Below are 19,173 nucleotides of genomic sequence, written 5' to 3' on the forward strand. Positions count from 1 at the left end.
CTTTCCGGCGGGGTGGCCGCGTCGGCGGGCGTGAGTCAGAGAGCGTCGGCCCAGGCCGTGACCAGGGAGACGGCCTGCCGGGAGTTGAGGCGTGGGTCGCAGAAGGTGGTGTGCCGCTCGCCGATCAGGCCGAGCGCCGAGGCGTCCGCGGCGCACTCCGCCACGTCGTCCGGGGTGGTCTCCAGGTGGAGTCCGCCCGCGATGCCGCCCGCCGCCGCGACCGCGTGGCAGAAGTCCTGGACCTCTCGGGCCATGGTGGTCAGCAGACGGGTCTTCTTGCCGCCGGGGGCGGTGATGGTGTTGCCGTGCATCGGGTCGCACAGCCAGATCACCGGGTGGCCCGCGGAGCGGACCGCCGCCACCAGGGAAGGCAGCCGTTCGCCGACCACGTCGGCGCCCATGCGGGAGATCAGGGTGAGGCGGCCGGGTTCGCGCAGCGGGTCGAGGCGCTCGCACAGCGAGGTGATCTCCTCGACCGTCATGGACGGGCCGACCTTGCAGGCGACCGGGTTCGCCACGTCCGCGAGCAGGTCGACGTGGGCGCCGTCCAGCTGGCGGGTGCGCTCGCCGATCCACGGCCAGTGGGTGGAGCCCAACCACCGTGTGGAGTCGCCGAGTTCGCGGATCATCGGCACCTCGTAGTCGAGCAGCAGCGCCTCGTGGCTCGTCCACACCAGGGGCTCGATGCCGGGCCAGGCGCGCAGTGCGGGGGCGCGCCAGCCGAGGTGTTCGACGATGTCGCCGGCCGCCATGTACCCGGTGAGGATGCGCAGCGGGTCGGGGCGGCGGCTCTCGGGGTCGGGCTCGGGGCTGTTGACCATGTGCCCGCGGTAGACGGGCAGGGCGAGCTCGCCGATCTGCTCGAAGTTGTTGGAGCGGGGCTTGGCGAACTGGCCGGCCAGCCGTCCCACGCGCAGGACGGGCTTGCCGGTGAGCATCTTCAGGGTGCTGGCCAGCAGGTCGAGCACGGCGGTCTTACGGCGCACGTGCTCGGCCGTGCACTCCTCCGGGTCCTCGGCGCAGTCGCCGGCCTGGACGACGAGCGCCTCACCGGTGGCGACGGAGGCCAGCAGCGACCGCAGGGTGCGGACGTCGTCGAAGCGGACCAGGGGCGGACGGGAGCCGAGGATCTCCCGCACCCGCTGGACCTGGGCGGGGTCTGGCCATTCGGGCTGCTGCAGGGCCTTGGCCCGCTGGATTTCGGTCCTCTGCATTTCGGACAGTGCTTGTCCCACGACAATTCCCCCGTGGACGGAGAGGGTTTACGTTCGGGTCATGACGAGCCGCGGCTGCGATGCGGCGCGTCAGGTGGGGATTCCTTCGCGCTGGATGCGCGGTACGTCGATTCCCAGGGCCTTGAACTGCCGGCAGGGATTCATGAACTCGCGCTGCTGCTTGATTTTTCCGTCCTCGAAGAGGAAGGAATGCAGGAAGTGATTCCGGTAGTAGCCGTCCGGATATCCCGGGAAGAGAATCTTTCCCTCGCCGTCGCATTCGACCCAGAAGCGGTCCGGGTCCTGGGTGTCGAAGATCTCGATGTTGGTCCAGGCCCAGTCGGGGAAGCACTTGAGCGACCAGACGGCGTGCTCGCCCAGCCGGTCGCGGCCGCGGATGACGATCGGTTCACCGCTCTCCGTGGTCCACAGACCGCCGGTGCCCTCCTCGGTGAACAGCAGGTGGCGGCGGAGCCGGTCCTCGCCACGGGTGTTCATGTACTGCTCGACGACGGCCCGGTTGTGGGCGCGCAGCTCGTTCTGGTCGGTGGGTATTCGGGGGTCCGACATGGCTGTCCTTCGTGGTAGGGGGAGGCGGTTCAGACGATGAAGCTGATGTCGCGCGGGTCGCCGCCAACGAGGGCTCGGCCGTAGACCTGCTCGGGGATGCCCATGCCGAAGCCGGCGTGGCGGCTGCCGACGTTGATGTCGCGCCACAGCCGCTGCAGCGGGTTGGACTCGTTGAAGGCGGAGGAGCCGTGGGCGGTGAGCAGGGTGTCGACGGCCTCCCGGCACAACCGGCCGACCTGCGCGGACTCCAGGCGGTTGCGGGCGCGGACGGTGAGGTCGGCGTTGACGCCGGCCCGGGCGAGCTCGTCGACGGTGTCGGCGATGCGGGCGGCGACCAGCTTCGCGGTGTCGATCTTCGAGGTGGCCTCGGCGAGGTCGAGCTGGAAGGTCGGCGACTGGGTCTGGTCGCGGTAGGTGGTGCCGGCCACCGGGCGGGTGGGGCCCTTGGCGCGGACGAAGTCGAGGGCGGCCTCGGCGCCGCCGATCAGGGCGCCGATCAGCCCGATGGCGAACAGACCGGTCAGGCTGTTGCGGTAGGGCAGGGCCGGGTCGACGACGCCGTCGGTCTCGCCGTTGAGGACCGGCAGGTAGGGCACCAGGCGGTGGTCGGGTACGAAGATCCGGTCGGCGACGATCGTGTTGGATCCGGTGCCGCGCATCCCGGCGAAGTACCAGGTGTCCTTCACCGCGACCTCGTCGGCCGGCATCAGGGCGAACCGCACGTCGGGGCGGCCCGTGTCGGTCGGTACGGCGATCAGGGCGCTGACCCACTGGGCGTGCAGGCAGCCGGAGACGTACGCCCACTCGCCGCTGACGATCGCGCCGCCGTCGACCGGTTCCACGGCCGGCGAGGGCATGCCCAGGACCAGTGCGCACCGAGCGTCCGGGTCGTCGCCCCACACCTCGTCGCCGGCCGCGGCCGGGAACAGGGCGGCCATGAAGTTGCCGGCGTTCAGGACGCCCGCGATCCAGGCGGCGGACGGGCAGCCGCGGCCGAGGGTGGTGGCGACGTCCAGGAGGGTGCGCATGTCGGTCTCGTAGCCGCCGAGGCGGCGCGGGGTCTGCAGGCGCAGCAGTCCGGCCTCGGTCATGGCGGTGACGACCCGGTCGGAGAGGCGCCGCTCGCGCTCGCACTCGGCCGCGTCCTCCCACAGCAGTTCCCGCAGACCTTCGGCCCGTGCGACGAGTTCCGTACGGTCGGGAATCCGTACGTCGGCAGAGATCACGGAATTCGTCATTCCGAATCATTCCTTTCGAATTTCTCGGACGTTCGGCACGCTAGGGGCCCGAAAAGCCGGGAGTCAAGGGCGCTTTTCTCGGCTTCACCGGGAATTCAGAATGCCGAATTCGGGCAGCTTTCAGCGACACGGCGCCTTTTACGGACCGTGTTTCTCGGGCCTCGTTTCCGGGGCCTCTTCAGTGACGCCGGACGATGTTTCCGAGCACCACCCGGCCGACGGTGACGGGGTTGAGCAGGATCAGGGGTGACGACAGGAGCGAGCTGACCTTGACGAACTCCTGGGTGAGCGCCGGGTCCCGCTCCGCGGCGGTCAGCAGTGCGCCGAAGTAGGCGTTGGTCAGGCGCACCGGGAGCGGCCGGGGTCCGGCGACCTCGGGGAGCGCCAGGTCGCTGCCGACGGCCATCTGCCAGGCCACCTCGATCCGGCGGGCGGCCGCCCGGAAGAAGCGGTGGGCGAGCCGGTCCGGCCCGCCGGCGAGACACTCGCGCAGGACCTCGGCCTGGAGGGCGGCCACGGACATGCCCTGGCCGTAGACGGGGTTGAAGCTGCAGATCGCGTCGCCGAAGACGAGGAGTCCTTCGGGGAAGCGGTCGAGGCGTTCGTAGCGGCGGCGGACGCTGGCCGGGTAGCGGTGGGCCACCAGGTCGTCGAGCGGTTCGGCGGCACACAGGGCCTCGAAGACGTCCGACGGGAGGATGGGCTTGGCGAACTCGAGGAAGTCGCTGGGATCGGTCGGCGGGTGGTGGCCGCCGTAGCCGATGAGGGTGAGCATCCAGCGGTCGGCCTCGTGCTGGAGGAAGGTGGCGCCGGTGGGCCGTCCCGGTTCGGCGCCGACGATCACGACCTTCCTGCGGCCGAGGGCGCCGGGCGTGAGGCGCAGGTTCTGGCTGACGTACTTGATGTCCACGGCGAGCTTGTCCTCGCGGGGCTGGTCGTAGCCGAGGTCGGCGAGCCAGCGGGTGGTGCGGCCGCCGCGGCCGGTCGCGTCGACGACGAGGTCGGCGGCGAGCTCCCGCTCCGTGCCGTCGTCGCGCCGGACCAGGCGTACGCCGGTGACGCGGGCGCCGTCCGGGGTGCTGAGCAGTCCCGCCGCCTCGCACCGGTCGACGATCTCCACGCCCAGCAACTCCCTTACCCTGAGCCGGACTTGGCGTTCCAGTTGGGGCCGGGTCGGCTGGTAGGTGGGGGTCGGGTCGGCGTAACGGCCCTCCTGGCACAGGAGATGGCCGCCGGGTGCGAAGTGCATCTCGGTGGGTTCGCGGACCACCGGGACCCCGCTCGCCTCCAACTCCTCCAGCAGACCGGGGAACATCTGCTGCAGCCCCCGGGTGCCGGCGGGCAGGATCGCATGGGCGTGCCGGCCCTGCGGCACCCCGCGGCGGTTCTCGTCCGCCTCCGGGAGCGCGTCCCGGTCGACCACCGTGACCCGGTCGAACGTGCCGGACAGCACCCGGGCGGCGAAGAGGCCGGCGATGCTCGCCCCGAGGACCACACAGTGCCCGCTGCTGCGGGCGCGCGGCTCCTTGGGGTCGTGGGGGTGTGCGGTCTCGTGAGACATGCGAATCCTTCCGGAAAAGAGGGGGCCGTGCAATTTCCGAAACCTTCACCGGCAGATGTTCCGGCAGACGCCATAACCCGCTGCGAAGTTGCCTCGATTAACGGTGAGATGAACCTCACGGAAAGAGCCCGCACGGGATCGCACTCGGCGCTCCTTCCCCTTTCACCACCTCAGGCAAACCCGAGGCGTACGGCTCATCTCGGCCAACCGTCGGGACAGCGTCGGTGCGATGGCGGAAAACAAGTCCCCGACAATGGCGTCGGCGGCGGAATATCCAATTCCGAATTGCCGGGACAGGAGTCCCGCGGAGTTTTCGTCAGACCTCGGGCCCGGTGAGCGCCGCCGTCGCCAGCCAGCAGGCCGGCAGCGGCGCGACCGTGCGCCCGTGGCCGATGCGCGGGTCGTCGCCGGCGTACACCCGGGCCTGCCAGCCGTGGCCGCCGAGCCACTGCTCGAGGTCGTCGCGGGCGGACAGCCAGGTGGCACCCTGCTCCTCGACCCGCTCGCGCACGGGCTTGCCCTCCTCCTCGAGCATGGCCGCCTTGAGGTGCTCCAGCATGAGCCGGCTGCCCGGTGCGGACAGCTCGCTCACACCGGTCAGGAGCGCCTCGCCGGCCTCGTCGGTGAGGTACATCAGCAGCCCCTCGATCAGCCAGACGGTGGGCTGCGCCGGGTCGAAACCCGCAGCTCGCAGGGCCGACGGCCAGTCCTCGCGCAGGTCGGCGGCGACTCCGCGGCGCTCGCAGGCGAGCGGCAGGCCGGAGCGCTCGACGAGGGCGTCCTTGAACTGCGTCATCTCCGGCAGCTCGACCTCGAACCAGCGGGTCCCGGCGGGCAGATCCAGTCGTACGGTGCGGCCGTCCACGCCGGCCGCGAGCGTGACGACCTGGCGGATCCCGTCCCGGACACCGGCGAGGATCTCGTCGTCGAAGAAGCGTGTGCGCACGGCGAAGTACGTGGGGAAGCCCGCCGCACTGGTGTGGGTCTGCCTGATCACGGCGGCCACGTCGGCCAGGACCGGGTCCTCGGCCAGCGCCGCGAGCATCGACGCGGCGAGCGGATCCCGGAACAGCGCATCCGGACGCTCGCTTTCCAGTTGCCGCATCCAGGCGATGAACAGTGCGGTCTGGCCGACCCCGACGGAAGGCGTCTTCAGCTCCACCATAAAATCCTCCCCAAGGCGAGTTCAATTCAACGGAAAGGCGCGATCTACGCAGGTAGATCGTTAAGCGTGAAACATCTCGTCAAAATCGCTTACGATTTCCTGGCGAGCGGGGGCGTTGAAAGCCCTCTCATCTCCGCCCGAGCACTGAACCGGGTGAACTGATGGAATTCTGTGGGGCCTTGCGGCTGCGATGGTAGCGTGCTCTGCGCTATCTTCAACTTTATTCCACGGAGCAGGCCCCCACTGAAGGATGTGTGCATGCTGGACGACCTGGACCGTGCCCTGATCCACGCGCTGCACATCGACGGCCGCGCGCCTTTCAGCCAGATCGCCGCCGCGCTGGACGTGTCGCCGCAGACTGTCGCGCGCCGTTATCGGCGGCTGCGTACGGAGGCGTCGTTGCGGGTCGTGGGGCTGTCGGACCCACATCAGGCGGGCCAGACGCAGTGGATCGTGCGCCTGACCGCGGCGGCGAGTTCCGCGCAGGACCTGGCGCATGCGCTCGTACGCCGACAGGACACCTCATGGGTGAAACTGACATCCGGCGGCACGGAGATCGTGGCGATCATCCACACACCGACGGACGCGGCGGCGAACAACTCCCTCCTCCTGCGCGACATTCCGCGCACGAACAACATCACCGCGGTGTCGGCGCACTGTCTGCTGCACACGTACCTCGGCGGCCCGACGAACTGGCGGCGCAGCGCCAACTCACTGGACGACAAGCAACAGGCGATCCTGCGGGAGCACGAGGCGGCCGACACCTCGTACGTGCCCGTGCCGCGTCAACTGGCGGAGGGGGACGCCGACTTGCTGGTCGCGCTGCAGAAGGACGGGCGGGCCACGCACGCGGAGCTGGCCCAGGCGACGGGCTGGTCCCCGGTGACCGTTGCGCGCCGGCTCGCGGATCTGCAGGCGGGCGGGGCGATCTTCTTCGACGTCGAGGTCGACACGGGGCACTTCGGGGCGAACACGCGGGCGCTGCTGTGGATGTCGGTGAGCCCGGCGCACCTGGAGCACGTGGCGACGACGCTGGCGGGCCACGACGAGCTGGCCTTCGTGGCGGCGACGACGGGCCCGACGAACCTGGTGGCCCAGGCCCTGTGCCGCGACCCGGCGGACCTGCACCACTACTTGGCCCGCCGCCTGGGTTCCCTGGACGCGATCCACACCCTGGAAACCAGCCCGGTCCTCCAGAACCTCAAGGCCGCCAGCCCGATCATCACGGACCTCTCCCGAACAAGACGCCCCGCCGTACCGACCCGCACCCGGGGGTGACCGTCCCTGGGGGCTCCGGTCGGCGGAAATTCAGCCCCTCCGGCGTTTGAGGAGCGGGGGTCCGGGGGCGAGCCCCTGGCGGGGTCGAAGGGGCAGCGCCCCTGGGGATGGGACGGGTAGGGGCGGCGGGGGGCGAAACACCCCTCGGCGCACCCCGACGCACCCGCACACGCCGAAGCGGCGACCCGAAGGCCGCCGCACACCCCCCGCTCGAAAGGGCCCGGCTAATGTCCCGCCCCGGCATCCACCGGCGCGTTCCTGTCGACCATCATCCGGCTCGTCACGAAGCTGACGACGACCAGGGCCACCGCCACCCAGAACGCCAACTGCACCGCATGCAACGCCGACCCCGCGTCCCCGGAGTGCGCGCTGCCCAGATACACGCTGCCCAGGATCGCCACCCCGAGCGTGGCACCCAACTGCTGCACCGCGTTGAGCAGCCCGGCGGCCGAGCCGATCTCCTGCGGCTGCAGCGGCCTCAGGGCGATGGTGAAGAACGCCGGGCTGAACAGTCCCACCCCGAGTCCCACCACTCCCAGCGCGAACAGCAGCGGGGTGGGGTACTTCTCCGGGTCCGCCGCGTGGTACACCGCGATCGCGGCCAACGCGCCGACCAACAGCACCGCCAGACCGAGCGACATCATCCGGTGCCCGTACCGCTTCACCAGATGCGCACCCGCGATCCAGGACGCGACCGCCAGCCCCACCGACCACGGGGCCAGCGTCAGACCCGCCTTCAACACGTCCGTCCCCAGCCCCAGTTGGAGCTGCAGCACGATCACCATCATCAGTCCGTTGGTGACGGCGAAGAAGGTCGTGGAGGTCACCAGCGCCGCCGGGAAGCCGCGGTGACCGAACAGGCTCGGCTCGACCAACGGGCTGCGCCCGCCCGCCGCCACGCCCCGCTGATGCACCGCGAACACCACCATCAGGCACAGCCCGGCCACGATGGCCCCCCAGCTCCACCCCGACAGCGCGGCGAGATCCGCGCCGATCAGCGGGTAGACGACGAGCCCGATCCCGGCCATGGCCAGCAGCGTGCCCGTCACGTCGAGCGTGGGCCGCTTCGGCGCCCGGTTCTCCATCAGCTTCGGCGAGATCGCCAACACCACCAGCGAGACCGGCACGTTCACCAGGAACGCCGCCCGCCACGACGAGCCGAACAGGTCGGCATGGGTGAGCACACCGCCCAGCACCGGCCCGCACACGGCCGCCAGACCCATCACGGGCCCGATGCTGCCGAGCGCCTTGGACATCTCGGGCCCGGCGAACATCGTTTTGATCAGACCGATGGTCTGGGGAATGATCACGGCCGCCGCCGCTCCCTGCACCACCCGGAAGGCGATCAGCAGCCCCACCGAGGGCGCCACGGCGCACGCTGCGGACGCGAGCATGAATCCCGTGACACCGGCCACGAACAGCCGCTTGCGGCCGGCGATGTCCCCCAGCCGGCCACCGGTGATCAGCAGCACCGCGAACGGCAGGGTGTACGCGGTCGTGAACCACTGGATGTCGGACACCGACCCGCCGAGGTCGGCATGGATCGCCGGTGCGGCGACCTGCACGATGGTCGCGTCCAACAGGTTCATCGCCTCACCGAGCAGCAGGGCGGTGAGCGCCAGCCACCGCCATCGGTACGCCGTGGGAGTCGGCGTCAGCACACGCTCAGCAGTCATCGGTATTCCTCTCCACCGTTGTCGACACGCCGGCCCGGTCCCCTTCCGGCGGGGCACCCCGGCCGACCACGACTCAGCGTGGAGGCGGCGGAAGAGGGTCCTCCAGCCACAGCGGGGAGATGGCGGATTCCTTCCACCGGCCGCCTCCGCGGTGTCGATTTCCCACACCACCCCCGGCGCGCGTACGTCCCCGCCGAAACCACAGGCCGGGCGTCCCGCCCCACGCGCCGTGTCAGGTTCCTTCACCGGGACGCCCCGGATGGAAGAAATGCTCCAGTCCACCGCCGCGACTGGAGCGGACGGCCGTGATCACTTCACGCTGGAGTCCTCCGGTCACCCCCTGTGTTCCGGGGGTTCACTCCCTTACGTTCATCCTGTTCAGGAGCGTGCATGGCAGTCCTGCCCGCCACCCAGAGAGAAGTCCGCCTGCTCGCCAAGCCGACCGGGCTGCCCCGGCCGGAGCACTTCGGCGTCGTGGAGACACCCGTCGTACCGCCCGGAGAGGGCGAGGTGCTGGTGCGCAACCTCTTCTTCCATGTCTTCGCCACCCTGCGCATCCTCATCGCGGGGGCGACCCGGGACACCCCGTTCCCGGTGCTGAACCCCGGCGACACCCTGGTCGGGGCCGCGATCGGCGAGGTCGTCGAGGCCCCCGAGGACAGCGATCTCATGCCCGGCGACCTGGTGCAGCACTGGCAGGGCTGGCGCGAGTACGCCGTCGTCCCGGCCGCCGAGTGCAGCCCGATCGACCGTACGGTGCTGCCGGACCCGGCCGCCCATCTGCAACAGGGCTGGACGGCGTACGCGGCGCTCACCCGCGGGGTCGAACTCCGGCCCGGGGACACGGTGTTCGTGTCCGCCGGCGGCAGCGGGATCGGCTCGATGGCCGGGCTGATCGCGCGGCGGCTGGGGGCCGGGCGGGTCATCGCCAGCGCCGGCTCCCGGGAGAAGGCCGAGCGGCTGCGCGCCGAACTCGGCTACGACGACGTGGTGGTCCGCGGCGAGTCCCCGCTCGCCGAGCAGCTGGCGAAGGCGGCGCCCGACGGCATCGACGTCTACTTCGACAACGTCGGCGGCGAGCAGCTGCGCGCGGCGGTGGACGCGGCCCGGCCCGGCGCCCGGTTCGTGCTGATCGGCGCGCTGTCCGGGCAGTTGGCCGAGGAGGGCACCGGGACGTCGGCGCCGGTGGAGCTGGACTCGCTGCCACTGATCCACAAGCGGATCGAGATGCGCGGCTTCAGCTCGGACGACTTCGCCGACAAGGACGAGTGGACCGAGCGGTTCGGTGCCTGGCTGAGGGCGGGCGAGATCATCTTCCCGCACGTACGCGTGAAGGGCATCGAGAACGCACCCCGCACCCTGCTGGAGGTGATCGAGGGACGGCACATCGGTGCCGTCGTCGTCGAGCTGTAGCTCCCCAGGGCCCAACCGCCGTATCCGCCCACCGAGTTCAGGAGTCCCAGTGTCGCGAGCTGCCACCGAGATCCTCGATCTTCCCCTCGATGTCCGGCCCGAGCCGGACGAGTTGATCCGTGCCGCCATGGAGTGGCACTTCGGCCCCGGGACGGGGTCGCCGTTCTGGCTGGAGCGGGCGAAGAGCCTGCCCTTCGATCCGCTGACCGACATCAGGACGCACGACGACCTGACGCTCTTCCCCAATGTGACGGCCGAGCTGCGGGACGTGCCGGTGCGGGACCTCATACCGCGCGGGTACGGCCAATCCCCGGACGTGGTCGGGGTGTTCGAGAGCGGCGGGACCACCGGCGCCCCGAAGCGGGTCGTGCTGCTGCGGGACTGGCTGGAGCGGATGCTCCACTGGAGCAACCGCAACCTCGACGCCCACGGCTTCGTGCGCGGCGCCGACTGGCTCGGCCTGGTGCCGACCGGCCCGCACATCGTGGGCGAGTACTTCCGCCGGTCCGCGGCCACGCACGGGCGGCACGGCTTCACCGTCGACCTGGACCCGCGCTGGGTGAAGAAGCTGATCGCCGCCGGCCGCGGCGCCGACGCCGACGCGTACGCCGAACACCTCGTCGACCAGGCCGCGTTCGTGCTGCGCACCCAGGACATCGGCGTCCTGACGATCACTCCCCCGCTGCTCGAACGCATCGCCCGGCGCGACGACCTGGCGGCACTCGTGGGCGAGAAGGTACGGGCGATCCGCTGGGGCGGCACGCAACTCGACCCCGACTCCCGGTACCTGTACAAGACGGAGGTCTTCCCGGACACCGTGCTGTGCGGGAACTACGGCAGCACGATGATCCTCGGCTTCGCCGGCGAGCGTCCCGGCCTGCCCGACGACGCCGGCTGCGTCTTCGACCCGCACAGCCCGTACGTCACCTTCTCCGTGGTCGATCCCGAGACGCTGCGGCGGGTGGCGTACGGCGAGCGCGGGCGGGTGCTGGTGCACCACGTCAGCAAGTCGTTCTTCCTCCCCAACAACCTGGAGCGGGACGTGGCGACCCGGATCGAGCCGCTCGACGGTCAGGCCGGGGACGCGGTGGCGGACATCGCCCCGGTGGCGACCTTCGAGAACGAGGCAGTGATCGAGGGCGTGTACTGATGACGGGGCCGGACATGGCAGAGACACACGAGGCAGCGACGCACACGGACGTGGTCGCGCTCGACGCGCTGGGCGCCCGGGGGCCGTACCGTGCCCGCGGTCGCCTCACCGTGACCGACGTCGCGGGCCGGGAGAGCGCCGAACTGAGCCTCGTACCACCGCTGTTCGTGGACCGTACGCTGAAGGCGCTGCACCGTGCCGACCCGCCCGGGCCCGACGCGCGGACCGGCATGATCGGCCGGGCCGCCGAGCTCTTCGCCACGGCCACCCTGAACGGGCTGACGGCCGAGGAGTACACGTACCGGGTCAGCCGGGTCGGGGGGACGCCGATCTCCGTCGTACGCGCCACCGTCGCGGCGATCGCGGCGCGGCTGCGGAAGGTCCACCACAGCGTGGACAACGCACGGCCGGTCGGCGCGGTCGGCCGGTGGGACGATCCGCTGACCCGTGCCGGGCGCGCGGTGTGGGTGCGGCGCGGGGACGTGTTCGCGGTGCACGCCGCAGGCAACCACCCCGGCCCGCACAGCCTGTGGCCGGAGGCGCTCGCGCTGGGCTACCGCGTCGCCGTACGGCCGTCCCGGCGCGAGCCGTTCACCCCGCACCGCCTGGTCACCGCGCTGCGGACGGCGGGCTTCGGCGACGACCGGGTGGCGCTGCTGCCCACCGACCACGCCACCGCGGACGCGCTGCTGCGGGGCGCGGATCTCGGGCTGGTGTACGGCGGCGAGGACGTGGTGCGCAAGTACGCCGGGGACCCGTCGGTGCTGCCGCAGGGGCCGGGCCGGTCGAAGATCCTGCTGACCCGGGAGGTCGACTGGCGCGAGCACCTCGACACGATCGCCGACTCGGTGAGCGGTCACGGCGGCACGGGCTGCGTCAACACGACGGCCGTCTTCGTGGAGGGCGATCCGGCTCCGCTGTGCGCCGCGCTCGCCGAGCGGCTGGCGGCGGTGCCGAGCCTGCCTCCGGAGGATCCTGCGGCGGTCTTCCCCGTCCAGCCGCTCGCCACCGCGAAGGCGCTCGAGGCGCATCTGCTGCACCGGGCGGCCGGCACCCGGGCGTGGCTCGGTGGCGACGGCATCCTCGGCGACCTGGGTGACGGCAGCGCCGTACTGCGTGCCGCGGTCCACCAGCTGGGGAGCCCGGACGCGCCGCAGGCTGCCGCTGAACTGCCGTTCCCCTGTGTGTGGGTGGCCCCCTGGAGCCGCGAGGCCGGTCTCGGACCTCTCCGCAACAGCCTTGTCCTCACGGCGATCACGAGCGACGACCGGCTGGTGGCCGAGCTCGTGCAGGAGCCGTCCATCGGCAATGTGTACGTGGGGGACGTGCCGACGTACCGGATGGAGCCGGGGCTGCCGCACGACGGGTACCTCGCCGAGTTCCTGATGCGCTGCAAGTCGGTGATCAGGGACTGACCGACTGCCGTTGTCCGCGGCGGTGATTGCCCACCGCCCCCGCCGACGGGGAGATCCTGCGGGAGGGTCCTTCCCGTCGGCGGCCGTGTCCGCGCCCTGCCGGCAGGGCGCCCGAAGGATGGTGTGCGCATGCTCGACGACATCGACCGCGCCCTGATCCACGCCCTGCACATCGACGGACGCGCCTCCTTCACCCAGCTGGGCGCCGTGCTGGCGGTGTCCCCGCAGACGGTCTCCCGCCGCTACGAACGGCTGCGCGAGCAGGCGGCACTGCGCGTGGTGGGGCTGCCCGACCCGCAGCTCACGGGGCACGAGCAGTGGCTGCTGCGGCTGACCGCGGCGCCCGAGACCGCGCTCGACCTCGCGCACGCCCTGGTGCGCCGCCCGGACACCTCGTGGGTGTACCTGACCGGCGGCGGCACCGAGATCGTCGCCGTGCTGGAGACCCCGCTGGGCATGGCGCACGGCCACTCGCTGCTGCTGCACGAACTGCCGCCCAGCGTCGGCCTCACCGCCGTCTCCGCGCACCATCTGCTGCACACCTACCTGGGCTGGCGCACCCCGTGGCGGATGAGCGCCAACGCACTGACCGCGCGGCAGCAACGGATGCTGGGTGCACCGAGGTCCTACGGGTACGGCGGGCCGGGGCAGGACACGCAGGTGCAGCTGACGCCCGCCGACCACGCCCTGATGGACGCGCTGCGGCGGGACGGGCGGGCCGCCGTCGGTGAACTCGCCGCCGGCACGGGCTGGTCGCCGGCGACGGTCTCGCGCCGTCTGGACCATCTGCGCGCCTGCGGGGCGATCTTCTTCGACATCGAGCTCGACCCGGGCCTGCTGGGCGGCAGCGCCAAGACCCTGCTGTGGATGGCGGTCGCCCCGGCCCACCTCGACGAGGTCGCCACCACACTGGCCGGCCACGACGAACTCGCCTTCGTGGCCCACACCACCGGCCCCACCAACCTGGTCGCCCACGCCCTGTGCCGCGACACCACGGCCCTCTACCACTACCTCACCCACGGCCTCGGCTCGGTCAAGGCCATCCGCACCCTGGAGACCGCCCCGGTACTGCGCACCCTGAAGGCGGTGGGCACCCTCACACCCGCGGGGCCGCCGCGAGTGAGCCGGTGACCGCCGCCGTCGTCGCCGTCGCCCAAGCAGTTGCAACGCCGCGCTCAAGGCCATCCGCCCCGGGAACACGCCCGCGCTGCAGACAATGAAACCCATCGGCACGATCACACTCACGGGACAGCCGCGAGCGAGCGAGTGACCGCCACTGTCGCCCAAGCAGTTGCAACGCCGCGCTCAAGGCCATCCGCCCCGGGAACACGCCCGTGCTGCGCACAAGAAAGCCCGCCGGCGCGATCACACACGCGGGCTGACATCCCGCCGCGGGTGAGCCGGTGACTCGTGTGACTCCGGCGCCTTGGTGCTCAAGTGGTTTGCGGGGGCCGTGAGTTGGCGAAGGTGGTTGTCGAGGCTTCCGGGAGAGCGACGACGTGACGGGAGGGGCCACGTGCCCGAGGACAGTGCCCGGCCGACCGGCATCGACACCGGGACCGCGCACGCCGCGCGGATCTACGACTACATCCTGGGCGGCAAGGACTACTACCCCGCCGACCAGGAGGCGGGCGACGCCATGTGCCGCGAGTGGCCCGCCCTGCCCATCCACATGCGGGCCAACCGCGACTGGATGAACCGCGCGGTGCGCTGGCTCGCCGAGGAGGCGGGGATACGGCAGTTCCTCGACATCGGCAGCGGCATACCGACCTCGCCCAACATCCACGAGATCGCCCAGTCGGCGGCCCCCGCGTCCCGGGTCGTGTACGTCGACAACGACCCGCTCGTCCTCGCGCTCTCCCAGGCCCTGCTGAACAGCACGCCGGAGGGCCGGACTTCGTACGTCGAGGCGGACATGCGCGATCCGCAGGCCGTCCTCGACAGCCCCGCCTTCCGCGACACCCTGGACCTGGGCGAGCCCGTCGCCCTGACCGTCATCGCGATCGTCCACTTTCTGCTGGACGAGCACGACGCCGTCGGCATCGTCCGCCGGCTCCTCGAACCGCTGCCGTCGGGCAGCTACCTTGCCATGTCCATCGGTACGGCCGAGTTCGCGCCCGAGGAGGTCGGCCGGGTCGCCCGCGAGTACGCGGCCCGCGACATGCCGATGCGGCTGCGCACCTTCGCCGAGGCCCAGGAGTTCTTCCAGGGCCTCGACCTCGTCGAGCCGGGCATCGTCCAGGTCCACAAGTGGCGTCCGGACGGCGCGGACGCCGGGACGGTCCGCGACGAGGACATCGCGATGTACGGGGCGGTGGCCCGAAAGCCGTAGACACACCCCCTGCCGGCAGGAAAGGCATCATCACGATGCGGCAGCGAGAACTCACTCAATGTTGCTGATCACTTGACTACCGGCGGTCACACGCGATTGGCTCCGGCCAGCGAGAGTCACCCGCACGGCGTACGACACGTCGGACGTCGTCCGGGGGCTCCCTCTCGCCGTTCCTCCAGCTCGGCCGCACAGCGAGGTGCCGCTCCCCTCATGAACACTCCTCCCCCGCCCGCCGTCCCCCGCAGATCCCGGGCGGTCGCCGCCCTGGCCGTCGCCGGCTGCCTGCTCGCGGCCGGCTGCTCCGCCTCCGGCGGCACGTCCGCCTCCGGTGCGGACCCCCTCGGCAAGGCCGGAAACGGCCGGTTCAAGGTCACCCTGGTCACGCACGCCGACAACGGCGACACCTTCTGGAACCTGGTGAAGAAGGGCGCCGAGGCAGCCGCAGCCAAGGACGGCATCGACCTCACCTACACCAACGACCCCGACTCGGCGGGACAGGCCGAGCTGGTGCGCGACGCGGTCCGCGACAAGGTCGACGGCATCGCGGTGACCCTGGCGAAACCGCAGGCGATGAAGGCCCCGGTGGCCGCGGCGAAGGCGGCGGGCATCCCGGTGGTCGGCCTCAACTCCGGCATCGCCGACTGGCAGTCCGCCGGAATCCTGGAGTACTTCGGCCAGGACGAGAGCGTCGCCGGCCAGGCGGTGGGCGACAAGCTGGACGACCTCAGGGCCAAGCACGCCCTGTGCGTCATCCACGAGCGCGGCAACGTCGCCCTGGAGGCCCGCTGTGCCGGCGTGAAGAGGACCTTCGGCGGCCGGACCGAGATCGTCTACGTGGAGGGCAACGACGCGGACGCGACCGCCGCCGTGCTCACGGCCCGGCTGCGGCAGGACCCGACGATCGACGAAGTGGTCACCCTGGGCGCCCAGTTCGCGCTGACCGCGGTCAAGTCGGTGAAGCAGTCGGGCAGCAGGGCCCACGTGGCCACCTTCGACCTCAACCAGGACCTGGTGAAGGCGATCAAGGACGGCGGCGTGCAGTTCGCGGTGGACCAGCAGCCGTATCTGCAGGGCTATCTCGCGATCGACGCACTGTGGCTGTACCGGACCAACGGCAACATCAGCGGCGGCGGTGTCTCCCCCGTCCTCACCGGCCCGGCGTTCGTGACCAGGACCAACGTGGCCACGGTCGCGAAGTTCGCGGCGCGCGGGACGCGCTGAACGACACTTCGTACGTCAATGTCTCGAAAGATTCGCAGACCCGTGGCACGTGCGGTCACTTGTACGGATAGCATCCTGTGCACCCCATCTCTCCCCGCCCACGGCCACCCCCCGTGTTCCCCCTCCGCTCCGCTGACCGCCTAGGACGACGATGTCTCCACGGACAGGTGCCCGGCGCCGTCTCGGCTCCATACGTCTCTCCCTGATCCTGCTGGCCCTGGTGCCCAGCGTCACCCTCGCCGCCATGTGGGGCGTGACGACGACGCAGATGTTCACCGAGGGACTGCGACTGCGCGGGCAGACCGAACTGAGCCGGTCGACGGGTGCCATGGGCACGGACGCGACCCTCGCGCTGCAGCGGGAGCGCAGCCTGTCGGCGGCCTGGCTGGCCGATCCGCACGGCTCGCGGGACGCGCTGGACGCGCAGCGGAAGAAGACGGACCGGGCGGTATCCAAGCTGGTCGGCCAGACCGACGCGATCAACAAGGCACCCTCGCGCATCTCGGACCGGCTGTACTCGGTGCTCGGCTCGGTGAGCAGCCTCGAGTACTACCGCAGCCAGGTCGACGACCCGACCGACATCACCGCCGCGCAGGCGCTGGACCAGTACAGCTCGATCATCGACGACCAGATCCACGCCTTCCAGGAGCTCTCCCAGGTCGACGACGGCGACCTCACCTCGCAGGCCGGCCCGCTGGTCGCGCTGGAGCACGCGGCGGAGCTGGTCTCGCAGGAGGACGCCCGGCTCACCCTGGCCTGGCCGTCCGGGCATCTGGGCGCGAAGACGTGGGCCGACTTCGCGCAGCTGGTCAACACGCGGCGCTGGCTGGTCGAGGACCAGATCGTCCCCTCGCTGCAGGGCAGCGCGAAGACGCAGACCGAGCGGATCCTGCAGAGCTCCGAGTGGCAGACCCTCCAGGACGTCGAGGACAGGGTGCTCGCGGCCCGCGCCTCCGCCGCCGACGGGAAGATCCCGCTGCCCGCCATGCAGAAGCAGTGGACGGCCGCGCTGAACACGGTCGGCGACCGGTACACGGAGCTGATCGAGGACCAGACGACCGGCCTGCTGGACCGCAGCGCCGACAAGGCCGACAGCACGCTGCTCACCGCCGCCTCGCTGAGCGCGGGCGGGCTGATCGCGCTGCTGCTGTGCGTGGGCATGTCCTGGCGGATCACCCGCTCCCTGTCCCGGCGCCTGCGCGGCCTGAGGGAGGCCACCCTGAGCCTGGCCGAGGAGCGGCTGCCCGAGGTCGTGGCCCGGCTCGACCGGGGCGAGACGGTCGACGCGGACGAGGCGACCCCGCCGCTGGACTACGGCCGTGACGAACTCGGCCAGGTGGCGCGCGCGTTCAACAAGGCGCAGCGCACGGCCGTGCACACCGCGGTCGAACTCGCCGACACCCGGCGCGGCTTCCAGAAGGTCATCCTCGGCATCGCCCGGCAGAGCCAGAACCTGGTCAACCTGCAGCTCACCAAGCTGGACGCGCTGGAGCGCGAGCACTCCGACCCGGACGTCCTCAAGGGCCTGTACGAACTGGACTCCACGGCCAGCCAGTTGCGCCGCTACGAGGAGAACCTGGTCATCATCAGCGGCGAGCAGCCCCGGCGCAGCTGGCGGGAGCCGGTCGCGCTGATCGACATCCTGCGCAGCGCCGTCGGCGAGGTCGCCGAGTACCAGCGGGTGGACGTGCACACCGACGAGGACGTGTACCTGGCGCCGCCCGCGGTGGCCGACGTGATCCACCTGCTGGCCGAACTCATCGACAACGCGACCGCGTACTCGCCGGCGCCGGCCCCGGTCGGGGTGCGGGCCGCGATGGTCGCCAAGGGCCTCGTCGTGGAGGTCGAGGACCGCGGGCTCGGCCTGTCCGAGGAGGACTACGCCTCCTTCAACGAGCAGTTGGCGGTGGAGCCGCAGTTCGACGTGGTGGCGCTGGCCGGCGACCTCCGGCTCGGCATGTTCGTGATCGCCCGCCTCGCCACCCGGCACGGCATCGCGGTCACGCTGCGCCCGTCGCCGTACGGCGGCACGACGGCGATCGTGCTCCTCCCGCACGAGATCGTCGTACGGGAGGCACCGGTCCCCTCCGACTCCGCTGCCGAGGAGGAGCCGGCCGCCGCGGAAGAGCCCGCGGAGCCCGTACGGGAGCCCCGCCCCGCCGCCCCGGCACGCACCGCACCCGCACCCGCACCGGAGCCCGCCGCCCGGCGCGAAGGTCTCACGCCCCTCCCCCGCCGCGTCCCCCAGACCAGCCTGGCCGCCGAGCTGCGCGAGGACGCGCCGAGCGGTGAACACAACGGTCACGCCGAGGAGTTCACGGCGGAGCAGGCCGCCTCCTCGCTCGCGTGTTTCCAGCGCGGCACGCTCCGGGCGCGTGACGACGAGGCAGAAACGCAGTACGACCAGGAGGAAGCAGCCGTATCTCGGGAACCGGACGAGCACCTCCCCGCCGAAGGCACCACCGTCCCCTCGACTCCGCCCGCCGACCGCTGACGAAGGACACCGTCATGACACGCCCCATCCCCGCCACCCACACCCAGCTGGACCAGCTGCTGACCGGACTCGTGGAGCGGGTCGCGGAGGTGAACCACGCCGTCGTGCTCTCCGAGGACGGACTGGTCGTCAGCAAGTCCACCGGGTTCCTGCGCGACGACGCCGAACGCCTCGCGGCGACCGCGTCCGGTCTGATGAGCCTGAGCAAGGGCGTCAGCATGGACTTCCGCGGCGGCCCGGTGCGCCAGGCGCTGATCGAGATGGCCAACAGCTTCCTGATACTGACCTCAGCCGGTCCGGGCGCCCATCTGGTCGTCCTCACCAACGCGGGAGCCGACGTCGGCGTGGTGGCGTACCAGATGAACATGCTGGTGAAGAAGATCGGCGAGCACCTCAGCGCGGCACCGCGGGCAGGCATCGGCCCCACTGTCGACTCCGGCGCGTGA

Annotated in this window: 15 protein-coding genes; 9 read left to right on the forward strand and 6 right to left on the reverse strand. The window is 71.2% G+C overall.

The features are described from left to right. Positions 1-35: 35 nt before the first annotated feature. The 5 genes from ACFY1L_RS15140 to ACFY1L_RS15160 all read right to left on the reverse strand — a co-directional run bounded on the left by ACFY1L_RS15140 (position 36) and on the right by ACFY1L_RS15160 (position 5,748). Positions 36-1,214: a 3-deoxy-7-phosphoheptulonate synthase gene (locus tag ACFY1L_RS15140; RefSeq protein WP_388823366.1), complete on the reverse strand. Its 1,179-nt coding sequence runs from the start codon at positions 1,212-1,214 to the stop codon at positions 36-38. Positions 1,215-1,304: 90 nt separating this feature from the next. Further along, positions 1,305-1,784: a PhzA/PhzB family protein gene (locus ACFY1L_RS15145; protein WP_388823368.1), complete on the reverse strand. Its 480-nt coding sequence runs from the start codon at positions 1,782-1,784 to the stop codon at positions 1,305-1,307. Between the two features lie 29 nt (positions 1,785-1,813). Continuing rightward, positions 1,814-3,022: an acyl-CoA dehydrogenase family protein gene (locus ACFY1L_RS15150; protein WP_388823370.1), complete on the reverse strand. Its 1,209-nt coding sequence runs from the start codon at positions 3,020-3,022 to the stop codon at positions 1,814-1,816. Between the two features lie 178 nt (positions 3,023-3,200). Next, positions 3,201-4,583, reverse strand: a complete 1,383-nt coding sequence (locus ACFY1L_RS15155) for an FAD-dependent oxidoreductase (protein ID WP_388823372.1) — start codon at positions 4,581-4,583, stop codon at positions 3,201-3,203. A gap of 316 nt (positions 4,584-4,899) precedes the next feature. Then, positions 4,900-5,748 (reverse strand): SAM-dependent methyltransferase, encoded by an 849-nt coding sequence (locus ACFY1L_RS15160; protein ID WP_388823374.1) that lies wholly within the window; start codon positions 5,746-5,748, stop codon positions 4,900-4,902. A 258-nt stretch (positions 5,749-6,006) separates the two neighbouring features. On the opposite strand from ACFY1L_RS15160, the gene ACFY1L_RS15165 reads away from it, so the two are divergent. Next, complete coding sequence (locus tag ACFY1L_RS15165) at positions 6,007-7,026, forward strand: Lrp/AsnC family transcriptional regulator (RefSeq protein WP_388823376.1); 1,020 nt, start codon at positions 6,007-6,009, stop codon at positions 7,024-7,026. 224 nt (positions 7,027-7,250) lie between these two features. On the opposite strand, the gene ACFY1L_RS15170 is transcribed toward ACFY1L_RS15165, so the two are convergent. Then, positions 7,251-8,702 (reverse strand): MFS transporter, encoded by a 1,452-nt coding sequence (locus ACFY1L_RS15170; RefSeq protein WP_388823378.1) that lies wholly within the window; start codon positions 8,700-8,702, stop codon positions 7,251-7,253. A gap of 390 nt (positions 8,703-9,092) precedes the next feature. On the opposite strand from ACFY1L_RS15170, the gene ACFY1L_RS15175 reads away from it, so the two are divergent. The 8 genes from ACFY1L_RS15175 (at position 9,093) to ACFY1L_RS15210 (ending at position 19,173) form a co-directional block, all read left to right on the forward strand. Continuing rightward, a complete protein-coding gene (locus ACFY1L_RS15175) occupies positions 9,093-10,115 on the forward strand; it encodes an MDR family NADP-dependent oxidoreductase (protein WP_388823380.1) in 1,023 nt (340 codons plus the stop codon). Positions 10,116-10,164: 49 nt separating this feature from the next. Then, complete coding sequence (locus ACFY1L_RS15180) at positions 10,165-11,265, forward strand: phenazine antibiotic biosynthesis protein (protein ID WP_388823382.1); 1,101 nt, start codon at positions 10,165-10,167, stop codon at positions 11,263-11,265. A 14-nt stretch (positions 11,266-11,279) separates the two neighbouring features. Further along, positions 11,280-12,680, forward strand: a complete 1,401-nt coding sequence (locus tag ACFY1L_RS15185; protein ID WP_388823384.1) for an aldehyde dehydrogenase family protein — start codon at positions 11,280-11,282, stop codon at positions 12,678-12,680. Between the two features lie 129 nt (positions 12,681-12,809). Then, positions 12,810-13,811, forward strand: coding sequence for an Lrp/AsnC family transcriptional regulator (locus ACFY1L_RS15190; RefSeq protein ID WP_388823386.1), 1,002 nt, complete (start codon positions 12,810-12,812; stop codon positions 13,809-13,811). Between the two features lie 385 nt (positions 13,812-14,196). Further along, entirely contained in the window at positions 14,197-15,012 is an 816-nt protein-coding gene (locus ACFY1L_RS15195) for an SAM-dependent methyltransferase (RefSeq protein WP_388823388.1), read from the forward strand. A gap of 210 nt (positions 15,013-15,222) precedes the next feature. Beyond that, on the forward strand, positions 15,223-16,233 hold the full coding sequence (locus ACFY1L_RS15200; RefSeq protein ID WP_388823390.1) for a substrate-binding domain-containing protein: 1,011 nt from the start codon (positions 15,223-15,225) through the stop codon (positions 16,231-16,233). Positions 16,234-16,384: 151 nt separating this feature from the next. Next, complete coding sequence (locus tag ACFY1L_RS15205) at positions 16,385-18,727, forward strand: nitrate- and nitrite sensing domain-containing protein (RefSeq protein WP_388823392.1); 2,343 nt, start codon at positions 16,385-16,387, stop codon at positions 18,725-18,727. Positions 18,728-18,741: 14 nt separating this feature from the next. After that, positions 18,742-19,173: a roadblock/LC7 domain-containing protein gene (locus ACFY1L_RS15210; protein ID WP_361260879.1), complete on the forward strand. Its 432-nt coding sequence runs from the start codon at positions 18,742-18,744 to the stop codon at positions 19,171-19,173.

It is taken from the genome of Streptomyces sp. NPDC001663 (assembly GCF_042893105.1).
Lineage (GTDB): Bacteria > Actinomycetota > Actinomycetes > Streptomycetales > Streptomycetaceae > Streptomyces.

Excerpts from the sequence above, each read along its gene's own strand:
- ACFY1L_RS15175 (WP_388823380.1), top strand. The coding sequence starts at position 9,093 with ATGGCAGTCCTGCCCGCCACCCAGAGAGAAGTCCGCCTGCTCGCCAAG.
- ACFY1L_RS15165 (WP_388823376.1), top strand. The coding sequence starts at position 6,007 with ATGCTGGACGACCTGGACCGTGCCCTGATCCACGCGCTGCACATCGAC.
- ACFY1L_RS15210 (WP_361260879.1), top strand. The coding sequence starts at position 18,742 with ATGACACGCCCCATCCCCGCCACCCACACCCAGCTGGACCAGCTGCTG.
- ACFY1L_RS15190 (WP_388823386.1), top strand. The coding sequence starts at position 12,810 with ATGCTCGACGACATCGACCGCGCCCTGATCCACGCCCTGCACATCGAC.
- ACFY1L_RS15160 (WP_388823374.1), bottom strand. The coding sequence starts at position 5,748 with ATGGTGGAGCTGAAGACGCCTTCCGTCGGGGTCGGCCAGACCGCACTG.
- ACFY1L_RS15145 (WP_388823368.1), bottom strand. The coding sequence starts at position 1,784 with ATGTCGGACCCCCGAATACCCACCGACCAGAACGAGCTGCGCGCCCAC.
- ACFY1L_RS15150 (WP_388823370.1), bottom strand. The coding sequence starts at position 3,022 with ATGACGAATTCCGTGATCTCTGCCGACGTACGGATTCCCGACCGTACG.
- ACFY1L_RS15155 (WP_388823372.1), bottom strand. The coding sequence starts at position 4,583 with ATGTCTCACGAGACCGCACACCCCCACGACCCCAAGGAGCCGCGCGCC.
- ACFY1L_RS15200 (WP_388823390.1), top strand. The coding sequence starts at position 15,223 with ATGAACACTCCTCCCCCGCCCGCCGTCCCCCGCAGATCCCGGGCGGTC.
- ACFY1L_RS15170 (WP_388823378.1), bottom strand. The coding sequence starts at position 8,702 with ATGACTGCTGAGCGTGTGCTGACGCCGACTCCCACGGCGTACCGATGG.
- ACFY1L_RS15140 (WP_388823366.1), bottom strand. The coding sequence starts at position 1,214 with ATGCAGAGGACCGAAATCCAGCGGGCCAAGGCCCTGCAGCAGCCCGAA.
- ACFY1L_RS15205 (WP_388823392.1), top strand. The coding sequence starts at position 16,385 with ATGTCTCCACGGACAGGTGCCCGGCGCCGTCTCGGCTCCATACGTCTC.
- ACFY1L_RS15185 (WP_388823384.1), top strand. The coding sequence starts at position 11,280 with ATGGCAGAGACACACGAGGCAGCGACGCACACGGACGTGGTCGCGCTC.